Source organism: Paraburkholderia sp. J94 (genome assembly GCF_905220285.1).
Lineage (GTDB): Bacteria > Pseudomonadota > Gammaproteobacteria > Burkholderiales > Burkholderiaceae > Paraburkholderia > Paraburkholderia tropica_A.
The window spans coordinates 415,427-437,644 of sequence record NZ_CAJMZH010000002.1 but is presented as its reverse complement, the minus strand read 5'-3'; the positions used below and the strand labels follow the sequence as shown (position 1 = coordinate 437,644).

Sequence of the window (22,218 nt, the reverse complement as noted above, 5' to 3'; positions counted from 1 at the left end):
TCACTTGACACAATTTTGCCGGATGGAATAATTTTGCCGACTGGAATAAATTAAGGCTGGCAAAAACATGTCAACGACTGCGGGTGCGCCGGGACGAGATGCGTCGGGCGACGCCAATTCGCCCGATAAACGCGATATCCAAACTACCGATAAAAAGACCGGTAATAAGCGCGCCGTCATGATCGGCCTCGGCGTCGTCGCGTTGCTTGCGGGCGCAACGTGGTTCGGTCACTGGTGGCTGGTGGGGCGTTTCATCGAGAGCACCGACGACGCCTATCTGCAGGCCGACAGCGTCACCGTCGCGCCGAAGGTCAGCGGCTATATCACCGATGTCTTCGTCGCCGACAATCAGGCCGTGAAGGCCGGCGATCCGCTGGTGAAGCTCGATGCGCGCCAGTATCAGGTCGCGCTCGATCAGGCCAACGCCACCGTCGACGCGCGTCAGGCCGACATTCAGCACGCCGAGGCGCAACTCGTGCAGCAACGCGCGAACATCGCGCAGACTCAGGCGCAGCAGGAAGTGGCGCGCGTGAGCCTGCGTCATGCGCAGGACGAAGTCGCGCGTTACGTGCCGCTGGCGGCCACGGGCGCGGAAACGGTCGAGCGTCTCACCGAACTCAAGAGCACGCGCGATCAGGCGCAGGCCACGCTGGCTGCGGATACGGCCTCGGTCGAGGCGGCGCGTTCGCAAACCGCCGCGCTCACGGCGCAACTCGCGCAGGCGCGTGCGCAGCTCGAAGCGGCGCGCGCGAGCGCCGCGCAGTCGCAGCTCGATCTCGACCACACGGTGGTGACGTCGGCGCTCGCGGGCCGCGTGGGCGATCGCACGGTGCGCGTGGGCCAGTACGTGCAGCCGGGCACGCGCATGCTGACCGTGGTGCCGGTGCAGCAGACCTATCTCACGGCGAATTTCAAGGAAACGCAGATCGGCCGCATGCGCGTGGGCCAGCCGGTGGAAATGCGCGTCGACGCCTTGCCGGGCCACACGCTGCACGGCGTGGTCGACAGCTTCGCGCCGGGCACGGGCGCACAGTTCGCGCTGCTGCCGCCGGAAAACGCCACCGGCAACTTCACGAAGATCGTCCAGCGCGTGCCGGTGCGCATCCGTCTCGACACCGGACCCGAAACGCGCGCGGTGCTGCTGCCGGGCATGTCCGTGAACGTCGATGTCGACACGCGTTCCGCGAGCGAGGACGATCGCCGCATCGACGCTGAGAACCATCGTGGCTGAGGCCGGCAACGCGGGCAACGCGCCTGCCGCGCCGCAGCCGCACGGCGAGCGCGCGGGCGTCGCCGACTGGATCGCGGTGGCCGCCGGCGCGCTGGGCGCGCTGATGGCCACGCTCGACATCTCCATCACGAACTCGGCGCTGCCGCAGATCCAGGGCGAAATTGGCGCGACGGGCACCGAGGGCACGTGGATTTCCACGGGCTATCTGATGTCCGAGATCGTGATGATTCCGCTGGCCGCGTGGCTCACGCGCGTGTTCGGACTCCGAAATTTTCTGCTCGCGAATTCGGCGCTGTTCATCGGCTTCTCGATGATGTGCGGCTGGTCGAGCACGCTCGGCGTGATGATCGCGGGCCGCATCGGCCAGGGCTTCACCGGCGGCGCGATGATCCCCACGGCGCAGACCATCATCCGCACGCGGCTGCCGCTCTCGCAGCTACCGGTGGGCATGACGGTGTTCGGGCTCATCGTGCTGCTCGGGCCGCTGCTCGGTCCCGTGGTGGGCGGCTGGCTCGCGGAAAACATCAGCTGGAGCTGGTGCTTCTTTATCAATCTGCCGGTCTGTATCGCGCTCATTACGCTGCTGATCGTGGGCCTGCCCGCCGATCGTCCGCATTGGGAGGCCTTTTTCAAGGCCGACTGGCTCGGCATTGTCGGCCTCGCGGTCGGCCTGAGCACGCTCACGGTCGTGCTCGAAGAAGGACAGCGCGAGCGCTGGTTCGAATCGAGCATGATCGTCACGCTCTCCTGCGTGTCGTTCGCGGGCATGGTGCTGATCGCGATCTCGCAGTTCGTCGCGAAGAAACCCATCTTGCGGCTCTCGTTGATGCGCAATCCGCGTTACGCGAGCGTGATCATCATCGTCTCGGCAGTGGGCGCGGGGCTCTATGGCATTTCGTATCTGCTGCCGCAGTTCCTGAGCCTCGTCGCCGGTTATAACGCGGAGCAGTCGGGCGCGATCATGCTGCTTTCCGGGCTGCCCGCGTTCCTCGTGATGCCGGTGCTGCCGCGCCTGCTCGCAAAAGTCGATTTTCGCGTGCTGGTGGTGAGCGGCCTGCTGCTGTTCACGCTGAGCTGCATGCTCGATATTTCGCTCACGGCTCAAAGCGTGGGCCACGATTTCGTGTGGTCGCAGCTGATTCGCGGCGTGGCGCAGATGCTCGCGATGATGCCGCTGAATCAGGCCTCGATGGCGGCGGTCGCGCGCGAGGATTCCGGAGATGCGGCCGGGCTCTACAACATGGCGCGCAATCTGGGCGGCTCGGTGGGGCTCGCGATCATCGGCACGCTGATCGATCGGCGCGAGACCTTCCATACGGCCATGCTGCGCGAGTCGATCAGCGCGAATTCGCTGATCGGTCAGGAACGCGTCGCGAGCGGCGCGGCGAGCTGGTTCGCGCAGACCGGCGACATGGCGTATTCGAAGATGATCTCGCTCGAACAGATCGCCTCGCAGATCCACCAGCAATCGATGGTCATCACGTACTCCGAAACATTCTGGGTGCTCGGTATCGCCCTCGCGGCGTGCGTGCCGCTCGCGCTGATGCTCAAGAAACCGCAGCCCGGCGCGAAGACGCCGTCCGCCGGCCACTGACGCTTTCACTTTCGACACATGACGGCAACTCGTTCTTACCGCGTTCCATTCGCACTTCCCGTCGCGCGCCTCTCGCTGATCGCGGGCGCGTGCCTGCTCGCGGCCTGCACCGTAGGCCCCGACTATCGCGGCGCACCCGCGGTCGCGCCCGAAGCCGCGAGCGCCGCGACCTTCGTGCGCACGCCGGCGCAAGGCGTGACGATGGCGCGCGCGCCGAGCGACTGGTGGGTCGCGCTCGACGATCCGCAACTGAACGCGCTGATCGCGGCGGCGCTCGAACACAATCCCGATGTGCGCGTCGCGCAGGCGCGGCTGCGCGAATCGCGCGCGCAATTGCAGCAGCAGCGCGCCGCCGAAATGCCGAAAGTCTCGGCGGTGGCCGCCGCGCCACGCATGCGCGAACCCGATCTCAGTTCGTTCTCGCAATCGTCGGGCAGTTCGGGGGCAGGGCGCGGACCGCTGCAGTTCTATACGGTGGGCTTCGACGCCTCGTGGGAAATCGACCTGTTCGGCGGCACGCGCCGCGCGGTGGAAGCGGCCAGCGACGAAGCCGACGCCGTGTCCGCCGATCTCGCCGACACGCAGGTGTCGCTCGCGGCCGAAGTCGCGCAGGCCTATATCGATCTGCGCGACGAGCAGCAGCGTCTCGCGATCGCACAGCGCACGGCGGAGATCCAGCAGCAGTCGCTCACGCTGACCACGCAGCGCCGCACGGGCGGCACGGCCGCCGACGTGGATGTCGAGCGCTTGACCACGCAGGTGGAAAACACGCGTTCGAGGCTCGCGCCGCTGGCGTCGCAAGTGGAGATGTCGCTCGATCAGCTCGCGGTGCTCACGGGCAAGGCGCCGGGCGCGCTCGATGCGGAGCTGGCCACGCCGCGTCCGTTTCCGACGCTGCCCGCGACCGTCACGGTCAGCGATCCGGCGACCGTGCTCGCGCAGCGTCCCGACATTCGCGCGGCGGAGCGCCGCCTCGCGTCGAGCAACGCGCAGATCGGCCAGCACGTGGCCGACTATTTTCCGAAGCTGACGCTGTTCGGCGATCTCGGCTTCACGGCCGCCGATCCGGGCCACCTCGCGCGCAAGAGTAATTTCAGTTGGGTGGGCGTGCCGTATCTGCAATGGAACCTGCTCGACTTCGGCCGCACGGCCGGCGCGGTGCGCGGTGCGGAAGCCTCGCGCGACGAAGCGCAGGCGCGTTACGAAAAGGCCGTGCTCGCCGCGTTGCAGGACGCCAATGGCGCGCTCTCGCGCTACGGCTATCAGCGCGATCATGTGGTGACCTTGCAGAAGGTGCAGGCGTCGGCGGAGCGCTCGGCGACGCTGATGCGCCAGCGTTATCGCGCGGGCGCATCGAGTCTCGTCGATCTGCTCGATACGCAGCGCGCCGAATTTACCGCGCAGCAGGACGTGGTGTCGGCGCAGGCGCAGTTGCTCAAGGACTTCGTCTCGCTGCAGAAAAGTCTCGGTCTGGGCTGGCGCAGCAGTTCGCAAAGCTGAACTCACGGATGAACCGGGCGGCGCGTTCGCGCCGTCCTGCACGCTCTCCGGTCGCTCGACCGGATTCAATCGCCGCGCAAACGCGCTCGCATCGGGCGCATTCGCGCGTCGAAAATATTCACGACACATCAAACCCCAGATAGTGGGAAAACACCTTGAATTTGCGGGGTAAACGATGAGCGTGCAACGATTAAAAATCGAATTCGCGCGCCTTTCAGGCTGCTATATTTTTTCGTCAGGGAGTCGCGACTAGAACCCGGACGCCATGCGCGTGCGTGCCGATCCGGCGTGGATGAGACATCCAGGAGGAGGCATGAAGCTGAAGAAGGCCATCGACCGCGTGCCAGGCGGCCTGATGCTGGTGCCCTTGCTGCTCGGCGCCTGCGTGCATACGTTCGCGCCCGGCGCGGGCAAGTACTTCGGTTCGTTCACCAATGGACTGATCGCCGGCACCGTGCCGATTCTCGCGGTCTGGTTCTTCTGCATGGGCGCGACCATCGACCTGCGCGCGACCGGCGCGGTGCTGCGCAAATCGGGCACCTTGCTCGCGACGAAAACGGCGGTGGCGTGGGTCGCCACGCTGGTCGCGGCGCGCTATCTGCCCGCCGACGGCGTCAAGGCCGGGCTGTTCGCGGGGCTTTCCGTGCTCGCCATCACGACCTCGATGGACATGACCAACGGCGGCCTCTATGCCGCCGTCATGCAGCAATACGGCACGAAGGAAGAGGCGGGCGCGTTCGTGCTCATGTCGATCGAATCGGGGCCGCTCGTCAGCATGATCATTCTCGGCGCGACGGGCGTGGCCTTCTTCGAGCCGCGGCTGTTCGCGGGCGCAGTGCTGCCGTTTCTCGTCGGTTTCGTGCTCGGCAATCTCGATCACGATCTGCGCGATCTGTTCGGGCGCTGCGTGCATCCGCTGATACCGTTCTTCGGCTTCGCGCTCGGCAACGGCATCGACCTCAACGTGATCGCGACGAGCGGTTTCGCGGGCGTGATGCTGGGCCTCGGCGTGATCGTCGTGACCGGCATTCCGCTGATTCTCGCGGATCGTCTGATCGCGGGCGGCAATGGCGCGGCGGGACTCGCGGCGTCGTCGACGGCGGGCGCGGCGGTCGCGAATCCCGCGATCATCGGCGAGATGATTCCGCGCTTCAAGCCGCTCGTGCCGGCTGCCACGGCGATGGTCGCGACCTCGTGTCTCGTCACCGCGATTCTCGTGCCGATCCTCACCGCGTTGTGGGTGCGCAGAAAGAGCGCGCGCGAGGCCTTGCGGGAGGAGTTCATGGGGCCGCCGGTGCAGCCCGTGACGGGGCAGGACGCGCACGTTTGATGCGTGCTTGCGTTGCCCGGCGCTTTGCTCGATCCGCGCGCGCCGCGTCAGTTTCGCGCCGCGCCGCGCGCCATGCTTGCGAGCACGCCATCACGGCGGATCAGCGCATGAAAGAGCGCCGCAGCGAGATGCAGCAACACGGTCGCGAACAGCGCGAGCGCGAGCCACGTATGCGCCGCGCGCAGCCACGCGTAGAGCGTGACGTCGCGCGGCACGATCGGCGGCAGCTGCACGCCGCTCGCGAGCACGACCGGATAGCCGCCCGCCGACAACATCGACCAGCCGATCAGCGGCATCGCGATCATCAAGCCATAGAGCGCGAGATGCGAGGCGTGCGCGGCGGCACGCTGCCACGCGGGAATATCGTCGGGCAGGCCAGGCGCGCCGCGTGTGAGCCGCACGGCCACGCGCACGATCACGAGCAGCAGCAGTGCGATGCCGAGCGGGCGATGCAGCGCGATCAGCGTTTCGTGCAGCCGCGACACGGTCGAGACCATGCCCACGCCCACGAACAGCATCGCAATGATCAGGACTGCCATCGACCAGTGAATCAGCCGCGCGAGACCGCTGAAATGAGTGCCGCCGGTTTTCATGGCTGGGCTCCTCCGTGCTGTTCGTGAGATTGCGCGGCTTCTTCGCGCGTGCGGCGGTTGAACGAAACGGAATAGGCGGCCGAGCGCGCCGCGAGCAGCGGATCGTCGGAGGGCTTCAGGCCGTCGGGCAGAATCGTCGGGTCGTAGTTCACGTCGCGGCAGGCGCCTTCGCGTTGCGGCGTCGCGCGGCGCAGCACCAGCGTGCCCGCATCGATCTGCTCGCGGTCGGCGGGCCATTGCTGGGTGGCGTCGTTGGTCGGGTCGCCGGGTTGGCCGACCGTCAGCACGAGGCGCCAGAGCAGCGGGCCTTGCGCGAGCCGTGCTTCGAGATCGTCGGCGAGAAAGTCGGGATCGCGTTTTTGCGCGTCGGTCTGCGGCGCGTAGGCGATCTCGGGCACGGTCTGCCAGCGGATCGCGCGCGTATTGTCTTCCGCATCGGTGGCCAGGAACGCGTTGATGCCGTAGAAGCCCGTGTTGGCGAAACTCGACGCAGGCGGATGCACCTTCAGCCATTGCCGGAACGGCAGCGTTTCAGGATTCGCCGCAAAAAACGCATTGAGTTTCGCGGGATCGGGCTTGCCGGTGGCCGGATCGGGTTTCGAGGCGACCAGTTGCTGATAGAACTGATTCGGTGTGCGAACCACGAAAACGGGCGTCGAATTCATGCCGGTGCGCCATTGCTCGCCGTCCTTCAACTGGAACAACAGCGCCATGCTGCGTACCGGCGTGCTGGCGTCAGGCGCGGACGGATTGCTGCCCGGAATGGCGAAGCGGCCGATCACCGGCGTCTCGCCCGGCGCGAACACGGCCGCGCGCGAGACGCGGGCGCCGTTGCCATTGCTTTCGAATTCGCCTTCGAGACAGAGGCCTTTGGCGTGATTGCGGCGGAAGCCCGCGTGCACGCCATAATTCGACTCGAAGGTGTTGATGATGTGCGGGGCGTTCACGCGTTTGGGCGTGAGCCAGCCAGCGGTCCAGGCGAACGCGCCGGCCGCGCCGACGACGACCGCCGCAATGGCCGCGAGCCGGCACGGCAGGCAGATGGCGTTCTGGCTCATGGCGCGCTCCTGCGCCGCGAATGGGTACGATGAGGCATGATCGGTCCTGTCGGTGGCCAATAAGGGCTGTTACTGGCGTCAACAAGGCAGACACGCGGTCTATTCCACGTGTGCAGAAGTTTTTTCGCGGTGACCTGCGTGGCCCGACCTGCGCGGCCTGACCGTAAGGCGCACGAAACCCCACAGGAGCAAGCGATGCTGAAGCTGACGGGCGGCTGTCTATGCGGGAAGATCCGCTACGAGATCGCGGGCGAGGCGATCGGCAATACGGCGTGCCATTGCGTGGATTGCCGCCGCGCGTCGGGCGCGCCCTTCGTCGCGTGGCTCAGCGTCGCGCGCACGGCGTTTCGCGTGACGGCGGGCAGTTTGAAGCAGTACGCGTCGAGCCCGAACGTCGAGCGTGGCTTTTGCGCCGACTGCGGCACGCCGGTCACGTACCATAGCGCGGCATTCGCGGACGAGATCGACGTGGCGACCGGCACGCTCGATCGCCCGGACGACGCGCCGCCCGACCGCCACTCGTGGGTCTCCCAACGGCTCGCATGGGTGAAGCTGGCGGACAATCTGCCGCAGCATCCGCGAAGTTCTACGGAATCCTGATTAATGCGCGGATAAAAAAACGCCGCGGCGCAATTGCAGCGCGCCGCGGCGTGTGCGTCGATCAACGATGCTCGGTGACGAACTTCGTGACCAGATACGCTTCCATGGCTTCGGTGCCGCCTTCCGAACCGTAGCCCGAATCCTTCACGCCGCCGAACGGCACTTCGGGCAGCGCGAGGCCGTGGTGATTGATCGACAGCATGCCGGTCTCGACGTCTTCGGAGAGCGCCGCCGAAGTGGCGCTCGAACGCGTGTATGCATACGCGGCGAGGCCGTAGGGCAGGCGATTCGCTTCGGCGATGGCGTCTTCGTAGCGCGAGAAGCGCGTGATCGGCGCGAGCGGGCCGAACGGCTCCTCGTTCATGATGCGCGCGGAGAGCGGCACGTCGGTCAGCACGGTCGGCGCGAAGAAGTAGCCTTCGCGGCCCACGCGTTCGCCGCCCGTGAGCACCTTCGCGCCCTGTTCGCGCGCGTCGGCCACGAGACGTTCCATCGCGGCGAGGCGGCGGTCGTTCGCGAGCGGGCCCATCTGCACGCCTTCTTCCAGACCGTTGCCGACCTTCACCGTCTTGATGGCCGCCACGAAGTGCTCGACGAACTCGTCGTAGGCGGCGTCTTCGACCATGAAGCGCGTCGGCGAAATGCACACCTGACCCGCATTGCGGATCTTCGCGCTCGCGAGCAGCTTGGCTGCGCGCGGCACGTCGGCGTCGGCGAACACGATGGCGGGGGCGTGGCCGCCGAGTTCCATCGTCGCGCGCTTCATGTGTTCACCGGCCTTCGAGGCGAGCAGCTTGCCCACCGGCGTCGAACCCGTGAACGAAATCTTGCGGATCGCCGGATGCGCGATCAGATACGACGACACTTCCGAGGGCACGCCGAACACGAGGTTCAGTGCGCCTTGCGGCAGGCCCGCATCGACGAACACCTGCACCAGCGCCGCGCAGCTTGCCGGCGTTTCTTCCGGTCCCTTGAGCACGACGGTACAGCCCGAGGCGAGCGCGGCCGAGACCTTGCGCACAGCCTGGTTCAGCGGGAAATTCCACGGCGTGAAGCAGGCGACCGGGCCGACCGGTTCGCGCGTGACGATCTGGCGGACGGCGTCGGTACGCGAGGGCACCACGCGGCCATAGGTGCGGCGGCCTTCTTCGGCGAACCAGTCGATCACGTCGGCGCCCGCGAGCGTTTCGGCCTTCGCTTCGCCGAGCGGCTTGCCTTGTTCGCGCGTCATGATCGCGGCGATATCGCCCGCGCGTTCGCGCAGCAGGTCGGCGGCGCGGCGCATGAGCTTGCTGCGTTCGAGCGGCGAGACCTTGCGCCATGCGTTGAAGGCGCGCGCGGCGGACTCGGCGGCGTCCGAGAGATCCTGTTCGCTCGCGAGGCTCAGGCGGCCGATTTCCGCTTCGGTGGCCGGGTCGATCACGGCGATCGTCTTCGCGCCGGCGCGCCACGCGCCGTCGACGTAGATCTGGGTATGCGGATAGGGCTTCACGCTGGAACTCATGATGGGGCGATCCTTTGCAACGATGCAACGGTGGGGGGAAGCCGGCGGCGCGCTCGGCAACGCGCGTCGCGTGGGCCGCGAGACCGCTCATTGTGCCATCGCTTCGCGAGGCTTGCAGGCGGCCCCCAAAGCACAAGGCCTTTCGACAAATGCGAAAGGCCTTGTGGACGGCCCCGTGTTTCAGGGGCCGAAGCGCATTGCGACGGAGAGCGTCTATACGGCGCGCATCAGAATTCGAGCGTGGCGTTCGCAACGAACGTGCGCGTGGCCGACGGCATCACGTAATAGCCCCACGCGGCGGTCCAGTAGCGGCGGTTGAACAGATTGTTCACGCCCGCGCGCAGCGTCACGTCCTTGCCCGCAACCTGGGTTTCGTATTTCGCGCTCAGATCCCACGTGGTGTACGCCGACACGAACTGCGTGTTGGCCGCATCGACCGCCATGTTGCCGACGTACTTGCCGCCGAACGCCACGGTCAGCGCGCGCAGATAGGACGGGTTGTACTCCACGCGGCCCGTCGCCGTGAAGCGCGGCGCGCCGTAGACGCGCTTGCCGTCCACGCTCGGATCGTCGACGTCGACGGCCTTCGCGTCCAGCCACATCACGCCGCCCATCAGACGCCAGTCGGCAGCGAGTTGCAGCCAGCCGCTCGCGTCGATGCCCTGATAACGCTTCGTGCCGCTCTGCACGAACACGTTGGCCGAGTTGGTGTACTCGTAGCCCTGGTCGATGCGGAACAGCGCGAGATTCGCGCCCCAGTTGCGATGATCGGCCTTGAGGCCCACTTCGTATTGCTTGCTCTTGAGCGGACCGAAGGTCTGCGGATAGTTCACGTTGGTGTTGCTCGACGAACCGCCTTGCTGCAACGCTTCCACATAGCTCGCGTAGACCGTGGTGTCGGGATCGAGCTTGAACATCAGCGCGCCGGTGGGCGTGACGGGGTTCGCGCTGTAATCGGCCTGCACCGACTGATCGACGTTATAGACGCGGTCGCGGAACTGCGTATAACGCAGGCCGAGCAGCGCCGAAAGACGCGGCGTGATCTGCACCGTGTCGCTCGCGTAGAGCGCCGTCTGCGTGGTGCGTTCGTGGCGGAACAGGTTTTCGCCAATATGCACCGCGTCGTTCGTGAGCAGCGTGCTCTGGTACAGATTGCCGGTGCCGAGGCTATAGCCGTCGTTCCAGCCTTCGCTGTCGTCGTATTCGCTTTGCTGGGTCTGGTAGCTCGCGCCGATCACCACGTCGTGCTTGAACGGACCGGTGTCGAACTTGCCTTCCACCATTGCGTCGACGTTCTGATAGAAGTAGCGCGTCAACGCCGCATACAGCGTGTTCTGATAATCGCCAGCAGCGTTATAGACGTAGAGCAGGCTGTCCGAGTTGGTGCGGTTTTCCTTCGCGAAGCGGTATTTCAGGCTCGCGTGCCACGCATCCGAAATGCGATAGTCGAGGCCGGTGCCGAACGAGGCGATTTCGGTTTGATAGAAGTTTTGCGGTTGCGTGAGGTCGCGCGTGACCTTGCCCGCGTCGGGAATGCCGAGCCCGCCGCCCACATAGATGCCGAACAGCGTTCCGTTGGTCTTGCGCTTCTGATAGAACGCGTCGGCGGTCCACGTGAGGTCCGGCGTGATGCGGAAGTCGAGCGCGAGCGACGCCACCTGGCGGCGCACGTGGCCGTTCGCCTCGGCGGTGTTGCCGTCTTCGTTGACGAGATTCAGGCGATAGCCGAAGCGATTGTCGTTGCCGAAACGGCCGCCCAGATCGATCTTCTCGCTGAACACGCCCGCCGATTGATAGCCGATCGAGAAGCTGCGGTACGGGTCGTCGGTGGGGCGCTTGAGCACGTAATTGACGATGCCGCCGGGCGTGCTGAAGCCGTACATGAAGCCCGAAAGACCCTTGAGCACTTCCACCTGCTCGAACTGTTCGAGCGATAGTTCGGTGTCCCAGGAAGGGAAGTTCTGGCCGTCGACTTTCACGCCGTTGAGCATGTCCACCGCGAGGCCGCGAATCGCGAACGCGGAATTCTCGCCGGTTGCGTTGTCGCCGACGATGGTCACCGCCGGATCGTATTTGAAGAGATCGTTGGCCGTGTTGGCGAGCAGATCCTTGCCGCGCTCCGTCGTCACGACATCGGTCGAGAACGGCGTGTCCACCTGGCGCCGGTTGCCGAGCGCGCCGGCCGTCACGCGTTTGGGCGAGGCCGTTTCGCTGTCGCGCGCCGCGTTCACCTTGACGGTGGGCAGCGCCTTGCCGTCAGCGGTGGTGTCGGTTGCCGGGTCGCTTTTGTCGTTGTTGTCGCTCTTGTCGTTATTCGTCGCCGGTTTTGTTTCTGTCTGCGCCGTGGCCTGCGCCCAGCCGGCGGTCGACAGCGTGGAAAGCGTGATACCGGCGCTGACGAGCAGCGCGGCGCTCAACGAGATGCGTGCGCCCCCAACATTTTCAGCGGCGAAGCCAGGGCCCGATCGGCGCGCGGCAGCAGTATTCTTCATATTATTCTGGTGAGTCGGATGACCGGGCGCCCCCGGCAGACGGTGTTCGCGTGTAAGTGCGATGAAAGAAGCGTGCAGATGGTAATAGAAATGATTCGCATCTACAACAAAACGCATAAAGGTGTCTGAAAGGCGCTGAATCGGACGAAACCGGCTTGCCTGGGCGGCGTTTTTGTGCCCAAGCCCGGCGCGCGTGGCAGGAAATCTGCGGATTGATGGCGCAGCAGGCGCACCAAAGCGCACGGCGCCCGGAGGCGCCGTGCGAGGACATCGGAGCAGCGGGCGAGCGCCCGCCGCGAGTGGGTGTTTAGCTGATCTGCGTGACCGGCGCGACCGCGGCCGGGTCGCTGATGCTCGGCTTGCCGGTTTCGACGTGGCCGGCGTAGCGGCGCGCGAAGCTCGTGTCGTCGCGGTTCGTCACCGTGAGGTCGTACCAGTGATGGCTCGACGCCAGCACCCACGGTTCCTCGATGCGCCCGCCCGCGGGCACCACGACCAGGCGCTCGCGCGCACCGTAGGCGTTGTCCGTGACCGTGAGGCGCGCGAGGCCGCTGCCCGTGTTCGTGAACTTGAGGAACAGGTTGCCGTTGGCGACGTCGTATTGCGCCGTGACTTCGGGTTGCGGCGTGCTCGTGTGCTTGCCTTGCTGCGTCGTCTGCGAAGCCGCGACCGTGCCCGAGAAGCGGCGCACAAAGCCGTTCGGACCGTGCACTTCGAACGCGTAGACGCCGTTGGTCGCGCTCAGGTCCCACGTATCGTCGAGCGACTTGCCCGCTTCCACCGTGTAGCGCCACGGGCCGTCGGTGCGGTTCGTGCCGTACACGTAGAAGTGCGCGCCCTGGCGGCCCTTGTTCGCGAACGTGATCGAGAGCGCGTTCTTCGTCGTATCGACGTGGGCGTTCACGTGCAGTTCGTAGGGCAGCGCGCGGGCGTAACGCACGCCGGGTTCCTGCGGATCGATCGGGCCGGGCGTGGCGGGCACCGTCGGCGCGGCGTTGACCGAGCACTGGTTATCGGCCATCGACATGTAATTGCTGGTGTCGGGCAGCGTGGGCATCGACGCATCGGGCGTGCGGAAGTCGAAGGCCGTCGTGAGGTCGCCGCACACAGCGCGACGCCATGCCGTGATGTTCGGCTCCTGCACGCCGAAGCGTTCTTCGATGAAGCGGATCACCGAGGTGTGATCGAACACCTGCGAGCAGACGAAGCCGCCCTTGCTCCACGGCGAGACGATGGTCATCGGCACGCGCGGACCGAGCCCGTAAGGCAGGCCGTCGGCGGTGTACTTGCCGCCGCGTGCGGGATTCACCACGTTATGGATTTCGCCTTCCACGCTCACCGTCGACTTGCCCTGCGTCGACGTCGTGGGCGGCTGCGGCGGCACGACGTGATCGAAGAAGCCGTCGTTCTCGTCGTACATGATGAAGAGGACGGTCTTGCTCCAGACTTCGGGATTCGAGGTCAGCGCGTCGAGAATCTGCGAGGTGTATTCCGCACCATACGCGGGCGTGTATTTCGGATGCTCCGAGAACGCGGCGGGCGGCAGCAGCCACGACACTTGCGGCAGCTTGTTCGCGAGCACATCCTGCTTGAGATCGGCGATCGTGCGCGCGGTCTGCGCACGCTGATAGAGCGCCGAGCCCGGCTGCGCGTTGATGAAGTTCGCGAAGTTCTGCAGGATGTTGGTGCCGTAGTTGCCGTTCAGCGGATCGCTGCCGTTGGTGCCTTGCTGATAGATCTGCCACGAAATGCCGGCGGCCTGGAGGCGCTCGGGATAAGTCGTCCACGACAGCAGTTGATACGCGGGCGGCACGTCGCCGTCGACGTAATCGTTGTTGTCGAGCAGCGGGCCGCCCATCGTGCCGGTCGGATCGACCATGCCGGTCATCAGATAGGAACGGTTCGGGTGCGTCGGGCCGGGCAGCGAGCAGAAGTAGTTGTCGCAGACGGTGAAGGCATCGGCCAGCGCGTAGTGGAACGGAATATCCGCGCGCAGGTAATAACCCATCGTCATGTCGGTCTTGTACTGCGGCCACTGATTGTAGAGACCGTTGTTGATCGCGTATTGCGTCGGGTACCACGAGTGATCGAGGTCGCCCACGCATTGCGCGCTGGTGGTCTGCGTGTCGAGGTGGAACGGCAGCACCGGCTTCGTGGCGTCCTCTTTCGACGGCTGATACCAGACCGGCAGGCCGCCCGGCAGCGGAATCGGCAGGCGGTCGTTATAGCCGCGCACGCCGCGCAGATGACCGAAGTAGTGGTCGAACGAGCGGTTCTCCTGCATGAACACGACGATGTGCTCGACGTCGCGGATCGAACCCGTGCGCGAGTTCGCGGGAATCGCGAGCGCGTTGCGGATCGATTCGGGAAGCACGGTCATCGCGGCGGCGGCTGCGCCCGAGGAAGCGACGGTTTGCAGGAAACGGCGACGGCTGGTTGACGTCATTGTTGTTCACCTTTCTGCTTGCGGATGGAATTAGGTGTGCATAAGCACACAACGGTGCATTACTGGCTCGTCGTTACGGTGCTGCTGGAATCGTTGCCGGTGGGGGCGGCCGTGGCGGCTGCGCCGGCTGTGTTGGCGTTAGTCGCTTGCGGCGGCTCGTCGCCCGGCGCGTAGCTCATGACGGGCGCGATCTGCTCGCTGTCCGCCGCGAGGCTCGCCTGCACGCTTTGCACCGGGTCGCTCGCGTAGCTCGCAGGGGCGGCGGCGAGGGTGTCGCTGCTGGCGGTGGCTGCGTTGGTGTTGCCGGCGCTCGCGTAAGCGTTCGCGGCGTTGGTTTCGGCGTTCGCGGTGAGATTCGGCGCGCTCTGCTGCTGCGGTGCCGACGACGCGTTGTCGCCCGGCCCGCATGCGGCGAGCATGATGGTTGCGAGCACAACGGAAATCGCGGTCGCCGTGCTAACGGCGAGAGGGCGTCGAGTCATGTGCGCGGGCACTCCCGAAGATGGATCGGCGCACAGTTTCCGGTAAGGAGAAGAAAGAATTGTGAAACGAGTGAAAACGTTTGCGCGCGATGAATTTTCTTTTGCAAACGGTATTGGGCGAATGCGAAATGCGTAAAAAGCCCGTGCTGCGCGATTTAATTCTTTCCAATCGCCGACAAAACTTTCTCGATGCTTTCTATTGCATTGATGCGCTGGATAAAAACGCGGAACGAAAAGCCCGTCCGCAGACGGGCTTTTCGTATCGCGCGAAACTTGCCGCGCGAGAAGCGTGATTTAGAAAGCGTGATTTAGAAGCGCGCTTTAGAAGCGAGTCAGCATGCCGACCGCGCCCATCACCTGGTTGCCCGTCGACGACGAGCCGCCCGCGTTGTACATCACCGCGACGTTCTTGTTGCCCGTCGCGTGCTGGTACATCGCTTCGGCGTACAGCTCGGTGCGCTTGGATAGCGAGTAGCGCGCGATCGCGTTCACCTGGCTCCACTTCGGATCGGCGCCATACGAGGTCGCGCCGCTCAGATGCGCGTCGGTGTACGCATACGACAGACCGGCCTTGAATGCCGGCGTGAAGTTGTACATGCCGTTGACTTCGTAATTGTCGAAACGCACCGAGCCGTTGCTCAGGCCGAACGCGCTCGTGCCTTGATATTGGCTGTGCGAGTAGACGAAGCCCACGACGGCCGGGCCGAAACCGTAGTTCAGGCCGGCGGCCACCGTGCGCTGCACGTCGGACGTGAGGCTGCCCTTGACTTCGGCCTGGTCGACCGCGCCGGCCGTGTTCGTGTACGCGCTGGTCGTGCCCGTGACCGTCTTCGCGCCCGAACCGTTGGTCTGGAGGTAGCCCGCGGCGGCCGTCAACGAACCGTAGGTGTAGCTCGCGGCGGCGCTGTACGCGCGGCTGACGGCGAAGTCGGTGCTGTTGCTGAAGGCGTACATGCCGCCGAACTTGAAGCCGCCGTAGTTCAGGCTCGTGTACTTGACCGAGTTGTTGAAGCGGACGCTGTGCTGGAGGTTGTCGTTGTCGTACGGGTGCGCGAAGCCCGAGTCGCCGAACGTGCCGGCCGTGGCCGAGAGCGGCGAAACGAAGTCGACGACGTCGTCGTACTGGCGGCCCATCGTGAGCGTGCCGAACGCGTTGCTGCTCAGACCGACGTACGCCTGGCGGCCGAACATGCGGCTGTTCTGGCCGAGCTGGCCGTTATTGACGCTGAAGCCGTTTTCGAGCACGAAGATCGCCTTCAGACCACCGCCGAGGTCTTCGGCACCCTTGAGGCCGAAGCGGCTGCCGCTGATGTTGCCGCTCGCGAGCGCAACGCGGCCGCTGCCGCCGACGTTGTTCGTGTAGGCGATGCCGGCATCGACGAGGCCGTAGAGGGTAACCGAGCTTTGAGCGTGGGCGGACGCGGCGGCGAATGCAGTAACGCACGCGGCGGCGATAGAGATTTTTTTCACTGTGGGACTCCAGTCCTGTAGAAACGCCGGGTTGAGACGGGAGCGAGTATAGGAAGGGTCGATTCGCGAAATGCGATTGGCGGTCCGCAAGGACTCTTCCGTGAATTGGAATAATGGATTCAAAAAATTGAAATAAATCGGCGCAAGTCATGCGCAGTCAATACTTGCGCCGAAGAATCAGTAAGGACGTGAGCGCCCGGTGTGTCCATTGAGTCGCATTTCCACAACATTTGCGAGTTCGGGGTTTGGGCGGCGTGTATCGCGCATTTCGGGCATTTCGCGCGTTTCGGCTCGCGTGCCGGAATTACGCATCGTGCCGCGCGAGTACATCGGTGGCGCGATGCGGCTGCGCGACCTGATCGATCAGGAATACTTCGCCGCTCGCGTGCCGCGTGCGCAACGGCAGGATCGCCTGGTAGGCGGGCGAGCGATACCACGCGCGGGCGCGTTCGCGATCCTCGAATTCGATGATGATCAGATCACCCTTGAATGCGCCTTCGAGCCGCTCGACGCGTCCGCCGTGAACGATGAACCGGCCGCCGAACGGCGCGAGCGTGGCGTCGATCTTCTCCAGGTATTCGACGATCTCCGCGCAAGGTTCGCAGCGGTGCAAATGGGCGATGGCGTAAGCGGTCATGGCTGTCCTCGGGGCGGGGTGCGGGTGGCGCGGAGCGAAACGATGCAACCGAGGATAGGGCGAGTGCTGCGGCGGGGCGATTACGTGGGAGGTAACGAACTTCGATGTCAAACCGGGCTTTGTCGTTTTCGTCCACTCGACATTTGCCTTTGTGTATCCTATAGGATACAGTTAATGCTAACGGCAGTTCGCGAGATGACGGTACATGAACACGGTCAACAGAACAGGCGAATTCAGTGAATGGTTGGGCGGCTTGAAGGACATTCAGGCCCGAGCGAAGATTCTGATCCGAATTCGCCGGGCCGAACTCGGCAACTTCGGTGAGTGCGAGCCGGTAGGCGAAGGCGTGTCGGAAATGAAAATCGACTTTGGGCCAGGATATCGGGTCTACTTCGCGAAAGAGGGGCGGGTGGTTTACCTTCTGCTCTGTGGCGGCGACAAATCCACCCAGAAGTCCGACATCAGGCACGCGAAAGCCATGTGGAAGCAAATTCGGGGCTAGCCCCAACTCAACGGAGTGAGTCGATGAAAGAGGTCAAGATTGCACGGTTCGACGCAGCGGATTATCTCGACAGCGAAGAAGCGATCGCAGCTTATCTCAACGCCGCCCTCGAGGAAGGCGACCCTGATCTTCTCGTAGCAGCGATCGCCGATGTAGCCAAAGCTCGCGGTATCGCTAAAGTGGCAGCCGACGCGGGCCTGGGCCGGGAAAGTCTCTATAAGACGCTCTCTCCGGGCTCCAAGCCGAAGCTGGAAACCATCTTTAAGCTCATGCATGCACTTGGGATCAAGCTGGTGGCGTCGCCCGAAACGCAGCGCGCGTAATCTGCTGTCCTGCTGTCCTGCTGTCTCTCGGCTGGTGAGACAAATGCCGTTTGGGGAATACGCACAGCCCAATGACAACGACGTTAAATAACGTCTGAACTAAGCGAAGGCTGAATCGAGAGAAAGTTATTGAAATACCCAAAAAATCGCTTGCAAAGTTTAGGGGAAAACCCTATAGTTGACTCGTCTCCTCCATGTCTCCTCCTGATATGGATTCAGCCCGCCAACTTAGGTGGGCTTTTTCTTTTGTGGCGCCGGTTTTGCAAGTGGGATTGAGTCCGCGTATTACCGCGTAATCCCCGGCTTCGCCCGCATCGGTTGTCACGATCCATCGAGAGTAAAATAGCGATATTGGCGTCCATTCGCGACGCTCCGCTCCCGACATCCCGATGAAACCGTCTCCCGCGCAGGAACCCAAGCGCAAGCGTCCGCCTACCTGGGTGCTCAATACATTGACCGCACTCGTCGGCGTGCTCACGCTCGCGCTGGGCGTCGGCTGGCTGATCCGCAGCTGGATCGTCGATATGGAAATTCCGTACTTCGCGATTCCGCTCGTGATGTGCGTGCCGGTGATCGTCGCCGTCGCGTTCCGCAATTTCTGGGACTAGCGCGGGTCAGCGGACCCGCGCCGCGCCTTCATTTGCGCACTCGATTGAGCCTTCAATCGCGCCTTCAATCGCGCACGCATCGAGCTTTCAGTCACCAAATTCCTGCGCACACGCTTCCCGCACGCGCTCGATGACCGCGCCCCACGTTTCGTAGTTGCCCTGTCGAAAGAGCCGCACGGTATGCGGATACCACGGCGAATCGTCGCGCGCGTGCAGCCAGCGCCAGTCCACGTCGCGGCGCGGCAGCATCACCCAGCAGGGCACGCCGAGCGAGGCGGCCAGATGCGCCGTCGACGTATCCACGCAGATCAGCAGATCGAGTTGCGATAGGATCGCCGCCGTATCGACGAAATCCGTCACCTCGCTGCCCAGATGCAGGATCGGCTGATTCTGCGGCGGGCGCTGCGCCTCGTCTTCCCCCGCGCCTTTTTGCAGGCTCACGAACCGTAGCCCCGGCACGCGCCAGAGCGGCGCGAGCGCGGCCAGCGACGGAATCGAGCGATGGTGATCGTTGTGGTGCTGCGGGTTGCCGCGCCACACGAGGCCCACGCGCGTGCCCGGGCCGAGCGTATCGAGGCGCGCGGCCCATTGCTCGACGAGCGCCGCCTCGGGCTGGAAGTTCGCGGGCGCGGGCGTCGTGTCGAGCGTCGTGCCCAGATGCATCGGCAGGCTGAGCGGGCTCGCCCAGTAATCGAATTGCGAGGCGCGCGAAACGGCGTCGGCATGATCGATCACGATGTCGATGCCTTCGACGCCCGTGAGCACGCGATGCAGCGTGCTTACGCACGCGAACGCGATATGGCGCGCGCCTTGCGCCTTCAGCAGCCGCGCGTAACGCGCGAACTGCAGCATGTCGCCGAGTCCGTCTTCCTGCCACAGCAGCAGCGTCTTGCCCGCGATCGGCTCGCCTTGCCAGTGCAGGCAGTCGAGCATGTCGCGCGAGCGATAGTGGATGAAGCCGGTGTTGTCGTAGCGACGTTCATAGAGGCGCCAGCCTTCCTCGTAGCGTCCCATCGCGATCAGCAGCGTGGCGAGGCGGAACTGCGCGTCGCCGTAGGCGGGATTCAGTTCGAACGCGCGCCGGTAGGCCGCTTCCGCTGCATCGAACGCGCCGAGTTCCTTCTGCGCGCTGCCGATGTTGAAGTGCGTGAGCGCGAAGCCGGGGTTGCAGGCGAGCGCCTCCTCGAAGACCGCGAGCGCTTCCTGCAATCGGTCGAGCGCGATGAGCACGCCGCCGAGATTGTTGAGCGCTTCCGTGTGCGTGGGCGCGAGGCGCAGTGCGTTGCGATAGGCGGTTTCGGCTTCGGGATAGCGTTCGAGCTGCCGCAGCACGACGCCGAGGTTGTAGTGCGCTTCCGCATGATCGGGGCGCAGCGCGAGCGCTTGCCGGAACACCTGTTCGGCCTCGGGCAGACGCTTGAGATCGACGAGCACGCAGCCGAGATTGATCACCGCCTCGACGTAATCGGGACGGATCTGGATCGCGCGCCGGCAGACCATTTCCGCGTCCCCGAGCCGGCCCAGCGTCTTGAGCAGCGCGCCGTAGTTGTTGAGCGCTTCGGGATACTGAGGCTGCACATTCAGCGCCTGGCGAAACGCTTCTTCGGCCTCGTCGAGACGGCCACTGACGCGCAGCAGATTGCCGAGATTGTTGTGCGCGCGCGCGCCTTGCGGATTGGCCTCGATCGCCGCGCGGTAGGCCGTTTCGGCTTCGTCGTAGCGGCCGGTTTCATGCAGCGCGAGGCCGAGGTTGTAGTGCGCGTCGGCGTGCGCGGGCGCGAGCGCGAGCGCCGCGCGGTAGGCGTCTTCCGCTTCCCGATGGCGGCCGAGCCGATGCAGCACGGTGCCGAGATTGCTCCAGCCATCGACGTGCGCGGGGTTCAAGGCGAGCAGCTTGCGCCACACCGTTTCGGCGGCGGGCAGCTTGCCGAGCGCCGTGAGCATCGCGGCGAGGCCGTTGTAGGCCTCCATGTGTTGCGGCTGCGCGTCGATGCAGCGCTGCCACAGCGCTTCGGCCGCGGCGGCCTGGCCCGATCCCATCGCGCAGAGCGCGGCGAGATTGAGCGCATCGATGCGCGTGGCGTCGTCGGCGCAGGCCTGCTGGCTCACGAGCGGCGCGATCGCGGCGAAGGCATCCGCGAAACGGCCTTGCGCGCACAGGGCGGCCGCCTCTTGCTGGCGGTCGGGGCGAAGGGGCGCGTCGGTCGTCGTCGTGGTCACGGTGGTGCTGGGCGAAATAAAGGACCGTATGAGCTTAAAGCATGCGCGGCCCGGGCAACGGCGCGATAAGAGCGCACAGATTGCGGTTGTTCCGCCGATAAGACCTTCATTGCGGTTACGTCCCCATGCACGCCGAACGGATCGCGAAAGCCCGGAAAGGATTCGAAAAATCCGGGAAGTTCGCTTGCAGATTCGTAAGGCGATGCGGGCGTCTTCTGCGTCTGCTGCAAAGCCGCGTTATGCTTCGCAGCATTGCGCGCCGACGTGCGCTGACGTGCGGTCTGCATTCGCTGGGCTGCATGTTTCGTTCGTCATTCGCGCGCCGCTTCCACAGGAGACATCGATGCAATACCGCCGTTTCGGCCAGACCGGCCTCACCGTTTCGCGTCTTTGCCTGGGCACCATGACCTTCGGTTTGCAGACCGAGGAGGACGTGTCCCGCCGCATTCTCGACAAGGCCGCCGACGCGGGCATCAACTTCATCGACACCGCCGACGTCTACCCGCTCGGCGGCGGCGAAACATGCGCGGGCCGCACCGAGGAGATCGTCGGGCGCTGGCTCAACGCGGAGAAGGGCCGCCGCGAGCGCTTCATCGTGGCGACCAAGGCGGTTGGCAAGGTCGGGCCGTCGCCGTGGGATCAGGGCGCGTCGCGCAAGCATCTGCTCGATGCCATCGACGCTTCGCTGCGCCGCCTCGGCACCGATTACGTCGATCTCTACCAGCTCCACTCCGACGACGCCAACACGCCACTCGACGAAACGATCGAAGCGCTCGACACGATCGTGCGTTCGGGCAAGGCGCGCTATATCGGCGTATCGAATTTTCTGGCGTACCGGCTCGCGCGCGCGCTCGGCCGCGCCGATTTTCTGCGCTGCGCGCGCTTCGTTTCGGTGCAGCCGCGCTACAACCTGCTGTTCCGCCAGATCGAGCGCGAACTGCTGCCGCTCGCGCAGGAGGAAGGGCTCGCGGTGATTCCGTACAACCCGCTCGCGGGCGGGCTGCTGACCGGCAAGTATCAGCAGGGCAGCGCGCCGTCCGAAGGCCGCTTCACGCAGAGCGTGGGCGTGGCCGGTTCGATGTATCAGGACCGCTACTGGCACGAGCGCGAGTTCGCGAGCATCGAGAAACTGCGGGGGATCGTGGAGCAGGGCGGCCAATCGTTGACGACGGCTTCCATCGCGTGGGTGCTGGCGCATCCGCAGGTGACGTCGGCGCTGATCGGCGCGAGCCGGCCCGAGCAACTCGATGCGTCGATTGCCGCCGCAGATCTCGTGCTCGACCCCGCGCTCAAGCAGCAACTCGACGAAGCGAGCCACGAATACCGTATGGGCGACGCGGCACGTTGATCAGGCATCCGAATTAATTGGGTGATCGTATCCTGGTGAGCGTGATGCGCTCGCCAGGATGCGCGATGAACTAGTGTGGTAGGCTTAACTTGCGAAGATTGGGGTAAGGCCACCAGTCAGGCGCGTGCGCGCATCACTTGTACCGCCGCGCAGTTAGTTGATTCGTAAACCAGTAAATTCCTATTTAAACAAAAAGCCCACGATTACAACATTTTCTGTGACGAAGGATCGACTGTTGAATAACTTCGCCTCGCCTTAATTTTTAATAATTATATAATTT

At 64.7% G+C, this 22,218-nt stretch carries 20 protein-coding genes; 10 read left to right on the top strand and 10 right to left on the bottom strand.

Annotation, left to right across the window (positions count from 1 at the left end):
- Positions 1-67 precede the first annotated feature (67 nt).
- The 4 genes from U4Y88_RS05265 to kdgT all read left to right on the top strand — a co-directional run bounded on the left by U4Y88_RS05265 (position 68) and on the right by kdgT (position 5,655).
- Complete coding sequence (locus U4Y88_RS05265) at positions 68-1,231, top strand: HlyD family secretion protein (RefSeq protein ID WP_415774396.1); 1,164 nt, start codon at positions 68-70, stop codon at positions 1,229-1,231.
- Entirely contained in the window at positions 1,224-2,825 is a 1,602-nt protein-coding gene (locus U4Y88_RS05260; RefSeq protein ID WP_415774395.1) for an MDR family MFS transporter, read from the top strand. The genes U4Y88_RS05265 and U4Y88_RS05260 overlap by 8 nt, the downstream gene beginning before the upstream one ends.
- 18 nt (positions 2,826-2,843) lie before the next feature.
- The gene (locus U4Y88_RS05255; RefSeq protein ID WP_321782736.1) at positions 2,844-4,325 is read left to right on the top strand and encodes an efflux transporter outer membrane subunit; all 1,482 of its coding nucleotides are present in this window, start codon (positions 2,844-2,846) and stop codon (positions 4,323-4,325) included.
- Between the two features lie 313 nt (positions 4,326-4,638).
- Positions 4,639-5,655, top strand: coding sequence for a 2-keto-3-deoxygluconate transporter (kdgT, locus tag U4Y88_RS05250; protein ID WP_224009508.1), 1,017 nt, complete (start codon positions 4,639-4,641; stop codon positions 5,653-5,655).
- Between the two features lie 47 nt (positions 5,656-5,702).
- Here kdgT and U4Y88_RS05245 read toward each other — a convergent pair whose 3' ends face one another.
- Positions 5,703-6,248, bottom strand: coding sequence for a cytochrome b (locus U4Y88_RS05245; protein WP_321782734.1), 546 nt, complete (start codon positions 6,246-6,248; stop codon positions 5,703-5,705).
- Positions 6,245-7,306, bottom strand: a complete 1,062-nt coding sequence (locus U4Y88_RS05240) for a catalase family peroxidase (protein ID WP_321782732.1) — start codon at positions 7,304-7,306, stop codon at positions 6,245-6,247. The genes U4Y88_RS05245 and U4Y88_RS05240 overlap by 4 nt, the downstream gene beginning before the upstream one ends.
- Before the next feature lie 195 nt (positions 7,307-7,501).
- Between U4Y88_RS05240 and U4Y88_RS05235 the strand changes: the two genes are divergently transcribed.
- Entirely contained in the window at positions 7,502-7,906 is a 405-nt protein-coding gene (locus U4Y88_RS05235; RefSeq protein WP_321782730.1) for a GFA family protein, read from the top strand.
- Between the two features lie 61 nt (positions 7,907-7,967).
- Here U4Y88_RS05235 and U4Y88_RS05230 read toward each other — a convergent pair whose 3' ends face one another.
- From U4Y88_RS05230 to U4Y88_RS05215, 4 genes are all read right to left on the bottom strand, one after another.
- Positions 7,968-9,410 (bottom strand): NAD-dependent succinate-semialdehyde dehydrogenase, encoded by a 1,443-nt coding sequence (locus tag U4Y88_RS05230; protein WP_321782728.1) that lies wholly within the window; start codon positions 9,408-9,410, stop codon positions 7,968-7,970.
- Positions 9,411-9,637: 227 nt separating this feature from the next.
- Positions 9,638-11,902 (bottom strand): TonB-dependent siderophore receptor, encoded by a 2,265-nt coding sequence (locus U4Y88_RS05225; protein ID WP_415774394.1) that lies wholly within the window; start codon positions 11,900-11,902, stop codon positions 9,638-9,640.
- A gap of 307 nt (positions 11,903-12,209) precedes the next feature.
- Positions 12,210-14,348, bottom strand: coding sequence for a phosphocholine-specific phospholipase C (locus U4Y88_RS05220; protein ID WP_321782724.1), 2,139 nt, complete (start codon positions 14,346-14,348; stop codon positions 12,210-12,212).
- 59 nt (positions 14,349-14,407) lie between these two features.
- On the bottom strand, positions 14,408-14,830 hold the full coding sequence (locus tag U4Y88_RS05215; protein WP_321782722.1) for a hypothetical protein: 423 nt from the start codon (positions 14,828-14,830) through the stop codon (positions 14,408-14,410).
- Positions 14,831-14,919: 89 nt separating this feature from the next.
- On the opposite strand from U4Y88_RS05215, the gene U4Y88_RS05210 reads away from it, so the two are divergent.
- On the top strand, positions 14,920-15,123 hold the full coding sequence (locus U4Y88_RS05210) for a hypothetical protein (RefSeq protein ID WP_321782720.1): 204 nt from the start codon (positions 14,920-14,922) through the stop codon (positions 15,121-15,123).
- Between the two features lie 28 nt (positions 15,124-15,151).
- On the opposite strand, the gene U4Y88_RS05205 is transcribed toward U4Y88_RS05210, so the two are convergent.
- Complete coding sequence (locus tag U4Y88_RS05205; protein WP_224009483.1) at positions 15,152-16,300, bottom strand: porin; 1,149 nt, start codon at positions 16,298-16,300, stop codon at positions 15,152-15,154.
- Positions 16,301-16,604: 304 nt separating this feature from the next.
- Positions 16,605-16,937 carry a DUF1330 domain-containing protein gene (locus U4Y88_RS05200; protein WP_321782718.1) on the bottom strand — a complete coding sequence of 111 codons (333 nt, stop codon included), beginning with the start codon at positions 16,935-16,937 and terminating at the stop codon, positions 16,605-16,607.
- A 205-nt stretch (positions 16,938-17,142) separates the two neighbouring features.
- Here U4Y88_RS05200 and U4Y88_RS05195 point away from each other — a divergent pair, with 205 nt between their 5' ends.
- The 3 genes from U4Y88_RS05195 (at position 17,143) to U4Y88_RS05185 (ending at position 18,370) form a co-directional block, all read left to right on the top strand.
- Complete coding sequence (locus U4Y88_RS05195) at positions 17,143-17,439, top strand: type II toxin-antitoxin system RelE/ParE family toxin (RefSeq protein WP_321782716.1); 297 nt, start codon at positions 17,143-17,145, stop codon at positions 17,437-17,439.
- Between the two features lie 23 nt (positions 17,440-17,462).
- On the top strand, positions 17,463-17,762 hold the full coding sequence (locus U4Y88_RS05190; protein ID WP_321782713.1) for an addiction module antidote protein: 300 nt from the start codon (positions 17,463-17,465) through the stop codon (positions 17,760-17,762).
- A 389-nt stretch (positions 17,763-18,151) separates the two neighbouring features.
- Entirely contained in the window at positions 18,152-18,370 is a 219-nt protein-coding gene (locus tag U4Y88_RS05185; RefSeq protein ID WP_224009478.1) for a hypothetical protein, read from the top strand.
- Positions 18,371-18,457: 87 nt separating this feature from the next.
- Here U4Y88_RS05185 and U4Y88_RS05180 read toward each other — a convergent pair whose 3' ends face one another.
- Positions 18,458-20,590, bottom strand: coding sequence for a tetratricopeptide repeat protein (locus tag U4Y88_RS05180; protein WP_321782711.1), 2,133 nt, complete (start codon positions 20,588-20,590; stop codon positions 18,458-18,460).
- Complete coding sequence (locus tag U4Y88_RS05175) at positions 20,587-20,877, bottom strand: hypothetical protein (RefSeq protein WP_321782709.1); 291 nt, start codon at positions 20,875-20,877, stop codon at positions 20,587-20,589. Before U4Y88_RS05175 ends, U4Y88_RS05180 begins: the two co-directional genes overlap by 4 nt.
- Before the next feature lie 56 nt (positions 20,878-20,933).
- Here U4Y88_RS05175 and U4Y88_RS05170 point away from each other — a divergent pair, with 56 nt between their 5' ends.
- The gene (locus U4Y88_RS05170; protein WP_224009474.1) at positions 20,934-21,938 is read left to right on the top strand and encodes an aldo/keto reductase; all 1,005 of its coding nucleotides are present in this window, start codon (positions 20,934-20,936) and stop codon (positions 21,936-21,938) included.
- Positions 21,939-22,218: the final 280 nt, after the last annotated feature.

Excerpts from the sequence above, each read along its gene's own strand:
- U4Y88_RS05265 (WP_415774396.1), top strand. The coding sequence starts at position 68 with ATGTCAACGACTGCGGGTGCGCCGGGACGAGATGCGTCGGGCGACGCC.
- U4Y88_RS05255 (WP_321782736.1), top strand. The coding sequence starts at position 2,844 with ATGACGGCAACTCGTTCTTACCGCGTTCCATTCGCACTTCCCGTCGCG.
- kdgT (WP_224009508.1), top strand. The coding sequence starts at position 4,639 with ATGAAGCTGAAGAAGGCCATCGACCGCGTGCCAGGCGGCCTGATGCTG.
- U4Y88_RS05245 (WP_321782734.1), bottom strand. The coding sequence starts at position 6,248 with ATGAAAACCGGCGGCACTCATTTCAGCGGTCTCGCGCGGCTGATTCAC.
- U4Y88_RS05240 (WP_321782732.1), bottom strand. The coding sequence starts at position 7,306 with ATGAGCCAGAACGCCATCTGCCTGCCGTGCCGGCTCGCGGCCATTGCG.
- U4Y88_RS05235 (WP_321782730.1), top strand. The coding sequence starts at position 7,502 with ATGCTGAAGCTGACGGGCGGCTGTCTATGCGGGAAGATCCGCTACGAG.
- U4Y88_RS05230 (WP_321782728.1), bottom strand. The coding sequence starts at position 9,410 with ATGAGTTCCAGCGTGAAGCCCTATCCGCATACCCAGATCTACGTCGAC.
- U4Y88_RS05225 (WP_415774394.1), bottom strand. The coding sequence starts at position 11,902 with ATGAAGAATACTGCTGCCGCGCGCCGATCGGGCCCTGGCTTCGCCGCT.
- U4Y88_RS05220 (WP_321782724.1), bottom strand. The coding sequence starts at position 14,348 with ATGACGTCAACCAGCCGTCGCCGTTTCCTGCAAACCGTCGCTTCCTCG.
- U4Y88_RS05215 (WP_321782722.1), bottom strand. The coding sequence starts at position 14,830 with ATGACTCGACGCCCTCTCGCCGTTAGCACGGCGACCGCGATTTCCGTT.
- U4Y88_RS05210 (WP_321782720.1), top strand. The coding sequence starts at position 14,920 with ATGAATTTTCTTTTGCAAACGGTATTGGGCGAATGCGAAATGCGTAAA.
- U4Y88_RS05200 (WP_321782718.1), bottom strand. The coding sequence starts at position 16,937 with ATGACCGCTTACGCCATCGCCCATTTGCACCGCTGCGAACCTTGCGCG.
- U4Y88_RS05195 (WP_321782716.1), top strand. The coding sequence starts at position 17,143 with ATGAACACGGTCAACAGAACAGGCGAATTCAGTGAATGGTTGGGCGGC.
- U4Y88_RS05190 (WP_321782713.1), top strand. The coding sequence starts at position 17,463 with ATGAAAGAGGTCAAGATTGCACGGTTCGACGCAGCGGATTATCTCGAC.
- U4Y88_RS05185 (WP_224009478.1), top strand. The coding sequence starts at position 18,152 with ATGAAACCGTCTCCCGCGCAGGAACCCAAGCGCAAGCGTCCGCCTACC.
- U4Y88_RS05175 (WP_321782709.1), bottom strand. The coding sequence starts at position 20,877 with ATGCAGACCGCACGTCAGCGCACGTCGGCGCGCAATGCTGCGAAGCAT.
- U4Y88_RS05170 (WP_224009474.1), top strand. The coding sequence starts at position 20,934 with ATGCAATACCGCCGTTTCGGCCAGACCGGCCTCACCGTTTCGCGTCTT.